This is a genomic window from Mesorhizobium sp. M7A.T.Ca.US.000.02.2.1 (genome assembly GCF_003996995.1).
Classification (GTDB): Bacteria; Pseudomonadota; Alphaproteobacteria; order Rhizobiales; family Rhizobiaceae; genus Mesorhizobium.
In genome coordinates this window covers 1-4,516 of the sequence record NZ_RZTT01000455.1, presented here as the reverse complement: position 1 = coordinate 4,516, position 4,516 = coordinate 1, and the positions used below count along the sequence as shown (strand labels likewise).

Here is a 4,516-nt window from a genome sequence, read left to right as displayed (position 1 = left end):
GCTGTTCGCCGTGCCCGCCAGTCCGCTGGCACAGCCATGGTCGATCATCGGCGGCAACACGATATCGGCGCTGGTCGGCGTGATCGTGGCGCATTTCATCCACGAAACCGCCCTTGCCAGCGGCATCGCGGTGGCACTGGCCATTGCCGCCATGTCGTTCACGCGCTGCCTGCATCCGCCGGGCGGAGCGGCCGCGCTGACCGCGGTGCTGGGAGGGCCTGCCGTCATCAGCGCCGGCTTCCTGTTTCCATTCGTGCCGGTGGCGCTGAACTCGATCCTGCTGGTGGCGCTCGGCTACGGCTTCCACAGGCTGGCCCGGCGCAATTATCCGCATGTGCCGGTTGCAGTGCCGGCGAACAGCCACGGCACCGGCGATCCGCCGGCGCAACTGCGCGTCGGCTTCTGCTCCGAAGACATCGATGCCGCGCTTGGCGCACTCGACGAGACGTTCGATATCGATCGCAACGATCTCGACCGGCTGCTGCGGCAGGTCGAATTGCAGGCGATGGTGCGCGCGCACAAGACCCTTCTGTGCGAGGACATCATGTCGCGCGATGTCATCTCGGTCGATGCTCACACCTCGACCGAGGCGGCGCGCCAATTGCTGCTTGACCACAACATCCGGACCCTGCCGGTCGTCAATGCTGAAGCCAGGCTGGCAGGCACCGTGGGGTTGCGCGAACTCACCCAGGCCTCCGGGACGGTCGGATCCGTTATATCGCCCGCGGCAACAGCCGCCGCCGGCTTCGCCGCCATGGGTCTGCTGCCCATGCTCACCGACGGCCGCAGCCACGCGGTCATCATCGTCGACGACGACAAGCGAATTCTCGGGCTGATCACCCAGACCGATCTGTTGGCGGCCACAGCGCGCCTGCAGGCTGCCTGACAAGCCTTCACTCGCACTGTAGGGTAGCGGCCGCCGGGCCCGGCAGAAAATCTTCGGGAACCTTTTGCCGGCGACAGCGTCCAATCTCCCAGTCGAGATCTTGGTTCGGAGATTGGGTTGAGGAAAGTGGCCATGCCTGCTGTGTTGACGGCCGTGCCTTCCGCTGCGCCAGGTGAGATGCAGCTTGTGCACCGCGCGCTGGCGCGCGACGGCGATGCCTTCCGCACCATCATCAAGACACATAATCAGCGGCTCTACCGGATCGCGCGCGGCGTCGTGCGCAATGACAGCGAGGCCGAGGACATCGTCCAGGAGGCCTACGTCAAGGCTTTCGCCCATCTCGATGCGTTTCGCGGCGACTCCTCGCTCGCCACATGGCTGTCGCGCATCGTCATCAACGAGGCGCTCGGCCGCCTGCGCAAAAGGCGCAGAACGGTGGCAATGCCGGAAAATCCGCAAGCCGAGATCATCCGGTTCCCCCTCAACCCCAGCGACGATCCGGAACGGACGATGGCTCAAAGGCAGATCCTCCAACTGGTCGAACAGGCCACAGACAGCCTTCCCGACGTCTACCGGACGGTGTTCGTGGCGCGGGTGATCGAGGGGCTGAGCATCGAGGAGACCGCCGATCTCCTCGGCGTGCGGCCGCAAACCGTCAAGACAAGGCTGCACCGCGCCCGCGCCCTCGTGCGCAAGGCGCTGGACGATCAGATCGGGCCGGTGCTGCTCGATGCTTTCCCCTTCGCCGGCCGGCGTTGCGAACGACTGACCAGCGCGGTCATGCGGCGGCTCGGGCTGGAAAGCTGAGCCTCACCGGATTCAATTGATTTTGGCGGGAACGTTTGCCGCTGGCCAGCATCCAATGACCGTCAACCGAAAACATAGTCCGGCGCGATTTTCAGCGTCCGGCGAAGGAGATGCCATGTCCATCCGACACACTGCCGCGCTCGCCGCCATGCTGCTGCTCGGCACCGCCGCATTCGCGCAAGCCGCCGACAAGCCAACCGATCCGCAGATCGCTCACATCGCCTATACGGCCGGGGTCATCGACGTTGAAGCGGCCAAGCTGGCCATCGAAAAATCGAAGACCAAGGAGGTCGTGGATTTCGCCAACGACATGGTGCGCGACCACGAAGCCGTGAACGTGCAGGCGCTCGATCTGGTGAAGAAGCTCAAGGTCACGCCGGAAGACAACGCCACCAGCCAGGCGCTGACCAAAGCTGCGGCGGAGGAGCGGGCCAAGCTCGCCAAACTCGACGGCGCTGCCTTCGACAAGGCCTATGTCGATAACGAGGTCGCCTACCACAAGCAGGTCAACGGCGCGCTCGAAACCCTTTTGATCCCGTCGGCGCAGAATGCCGACCTGAAGAGCCTGTTGGAAACCGGCCTGAAGATTTTCCAGGGCCATGAGCAGCACGCCGAGCACGTCGCCGGCAGGCTCAAGTAAGGACCGGGAGCATGCCGAAACGCTATCTGTGGATTGCGTTGACGCTGGCCGTCGGTACCGTTCCGGCGCGAGCGGAAACCATCCAGGTCATCATCGACAGGCTGGTGTTCTCGCCAGCCACCGTCGAGGCCAAGGTCGGCGACACGATCGAGTGGGTGAACAAGGATGTGTTCGCCCACACGGCCACCGTGAAAGGCGGCTGGGAAGTGATGATCCCGCCGAAGAAATCCGCAAGCCTGATATTGAAGGCCGCGGGACCGGTCGACTATTTCTGCCGCTTTCACCCCAACATGAAAGGCCGTTTGGTGGTGGTGCCCTGATCCAACGCCAACGAGTGCATGTCGCCCAAAAGTGACCTCGGTTTTGGGAACGACATGCATAAAAACAAAGAGCTGAAGCGAGTCGCCTGGCCTTTCAGGCGACCCGCTTCAGGCTCGCCTGGCCTCGTCGGGACGCGCGATATGCGTCCACGAGCCGTCATAGCCCGGCTCGCGGCGTGCCATCCAGGCATTCAGCCCTTCGCGCAGATCAGCGGTCGGGGCCATGCGGGCGAACTGCTCGGCCTCGACCAGCAAACCTTCGGCGATGCTCTGGTTGAGGCCGCGCGCCACTGCCGTGAGGATGCCGGCAATCGCCAGATCGGAGTGCCGCAGGATACGCCTGGCCAGGCCGATCGCGGCCGGCATCAATTCGGCATGCGGCACAACCTCGTTGACGAGACCCAACTCAAGCGCCCGCGGCGGCGCAAACCAGTCACCGGTCAACAGCAACTCCAGCGCCCGCTTGCGCCCGGCGAGCCTCGGCAGGCGTTGGGTTCCACCGAAGGTCGGCGGCATTGCGAGGTTGATTTCCGGCTTGGCGAACAAAGCGCGGTCACTGGCGATGGCCAGCGGCACCGCCTCGGTGATTTCGCAGCCGCCACCAAAGGCAATGCCGTTGACGGCAGCGATGACGGGTTTGCGAAACGCTTCCAGCCTCGCCGTCAGCCGTTGCCCGCGCATGACGAAATCACGCATCGCGACATCTACGCCGAGCGCCACGCTGGCCGAGAACTCATGAATGTCGCCGCCGGCCGAAAACGCCCGCTCCCCTGCACCGGTCAGAATGACCGCACGAACGCTGTCATCGACTTCAATGTCGTCAAGGATCGCAAGCAGGCGATCGATCAGGGCATAGTTCAAGGCGTTGAGCTTCTCCGGCCGATTGAGGGTGAGGATGGCAATCCCATCCCGGGTTTCGTTGAGGACAAGATCGGTCATTGGCTCTTCCTTCTTCATCATGCTGATGACCGGAAGACTATGCCCCTTTCCGCTTGTGTATATTCACTAGTCGGTATACCTAAGCTCATGCCTGACACGCAAAGTCCTACACGCAAACGTATTGTCGATGCCGCGACCAGGCTCTTCTATGCCGAAGGAATCGGTCGCGTCAGCGTCGATGCCGTCGCCGAGGAAGCGGGTCTCACCAAGCGCACGCTCTACTACCATTTCAAGAGCAAGGACGACCTCATCGCCGCCTATCTCGATGGCCGCGACCAACCCAATCTGAGGCGGATGGCCGGCTGGTTCGATGCCGCCGAAGGCGGCGCGGATCGCAAGGTCGAGGCGATCTTCACCAATCTGGCGAGGTCCGCTCGTCACCCGAAATGGAAAGGATGCGGCTTCCTGCGCACGGCCGCCGAACTCGCCTCGATGCCCGGACATCCGGCGGTCAAGGTCGGCGCGCGGCACAAGCTGAATTTCGAAACATGGCTGGCCGGCGCCTTGTCGGACCACGGCGTCGGCGAGCCGCCTGCCTTGGCACGCGAGATCGTGCTTTTGATCGACGGCTGCTTTTCGATCATGCTGATCCACCGCAACCCCGATTACATCGAGGCCGCCGGCCGCGCCGCGGCGACGCTGGTGCGGGCGCGGATTTCAGGCAGCCAGGTCTAAAGCGCGACGCGCTTTAAGCCTTTGGTTTTATGCATGTCGTTGCGCCAAAACCGGGGCCACTTTTGGGCGACATGCATTAGAACCCAAACGCCAGCCATGCGGTGCCGGCGGCCAGCGTTATCAGCGTCAGCGGCAAGCCGACCTTGAAAAAAGCGCCGAACGACAGCGTCGTGCCGGCGGCGCGTGCCTGTTCGGCGACGATCAGATTGGCGACCGAACCCAGCAGCGTGAAATTGCCGGCCAGTGTCG

General features: G+C 63.5%; 6 protein-coding genes and 1 pseudogene. 5 read left to right on the top strand and 2 right to left on the bottom strand.

Features of this window, described 5'->3' with window-relative positions; translation table 11 throughout:
* The 4 genes from EOD15_RS29165 to EOD15_RS29150 all read left to right on the top strand — a co-directional run.
* Positions 1-886, top strand: an 886-nt coding sequence (locus EOD15_RS29165) for an HPP family protein (protein WP_148129683.1), incomplete at its 5' end; no start/stop codon positions are given.
* Between the two features lie 132 nt (positions 887-1,018).
* Positions 1,019-1,693, top strand: coding sequence for an RNA polymerase sigma factor (locus EOD15_RS29160; protein ID WP_127319243.1), 675 nt, complete (start codon positions 1,019-1,021; stop codon positions 1,691-1,693).
* 115 nt (positions 1,694-1,808) lie between these two features.
* A complete protein-coding gene (locus EOD15_RS29155; RefSeq protein WP_127319245.1) occupies positions 1,809-2,333 on the top strand; it encodes a DUF4142 domain-containing protein in 525 nt (174 codons plus the stop codon).
* A gap of 11 nt (positions 2,334-2,344) precedes the next feature.
* Complete coding sequence (locus EOD15_RS29150) at positions 2,345-2,653, top strand: cupredoxin family copper-binding protein (protein ID WP_127319247.1); 309 nt, start codon at positions 2,345-2,347, stop codon at positions 2,651-2,653.
* Positions 2,654-2,761: 108 nt separating this feature from the next.
* On the opposite strand, the gene EOD15_RS29145 is transcribed toward EOD15_RS29150, so the two are convergent.
* Positions 2,762-3,592 (bottom strand): crotonase/enoyl-CoA hydratase family protein, encoded by an 831-nt coding sequence (locus EOD15_RS29145; RefSeq protein ID WP_127319249.1) that lies wholly within the window; start codon positions 3,590-3,592, stop codon positions 2,762-2,764.
* An 87-nt stretch (positions 3,593-3,679) separates the two neighbouring features.
* Here EOD15_RS29145 and EOD15_RS29140 point away from each other — a divergent pair, with 87 nt between their 5' ends.
* On the top strand, positions 3,680-4,267 hold the full coding sequence (locus EOD15_RS29140; protein WP_164761626.1) for a TetR/AcrR family transcriptional regulator: 588 nt from the start codon (positions 3,680-3,682) through the stop codon (positions 4,265-4,267).
* Positions 4,268-4,343: 76 nt separating this feature from the next.
* Here EOD15_RS29140 and EOD15_RS37055 read toward each other — a convergent pair.
* Positions 4,344-4,516 (bottom strand): annotated as a pseudogene (locus tag EOD15_RS37055) (anion transporter); the annotation flags it as partial.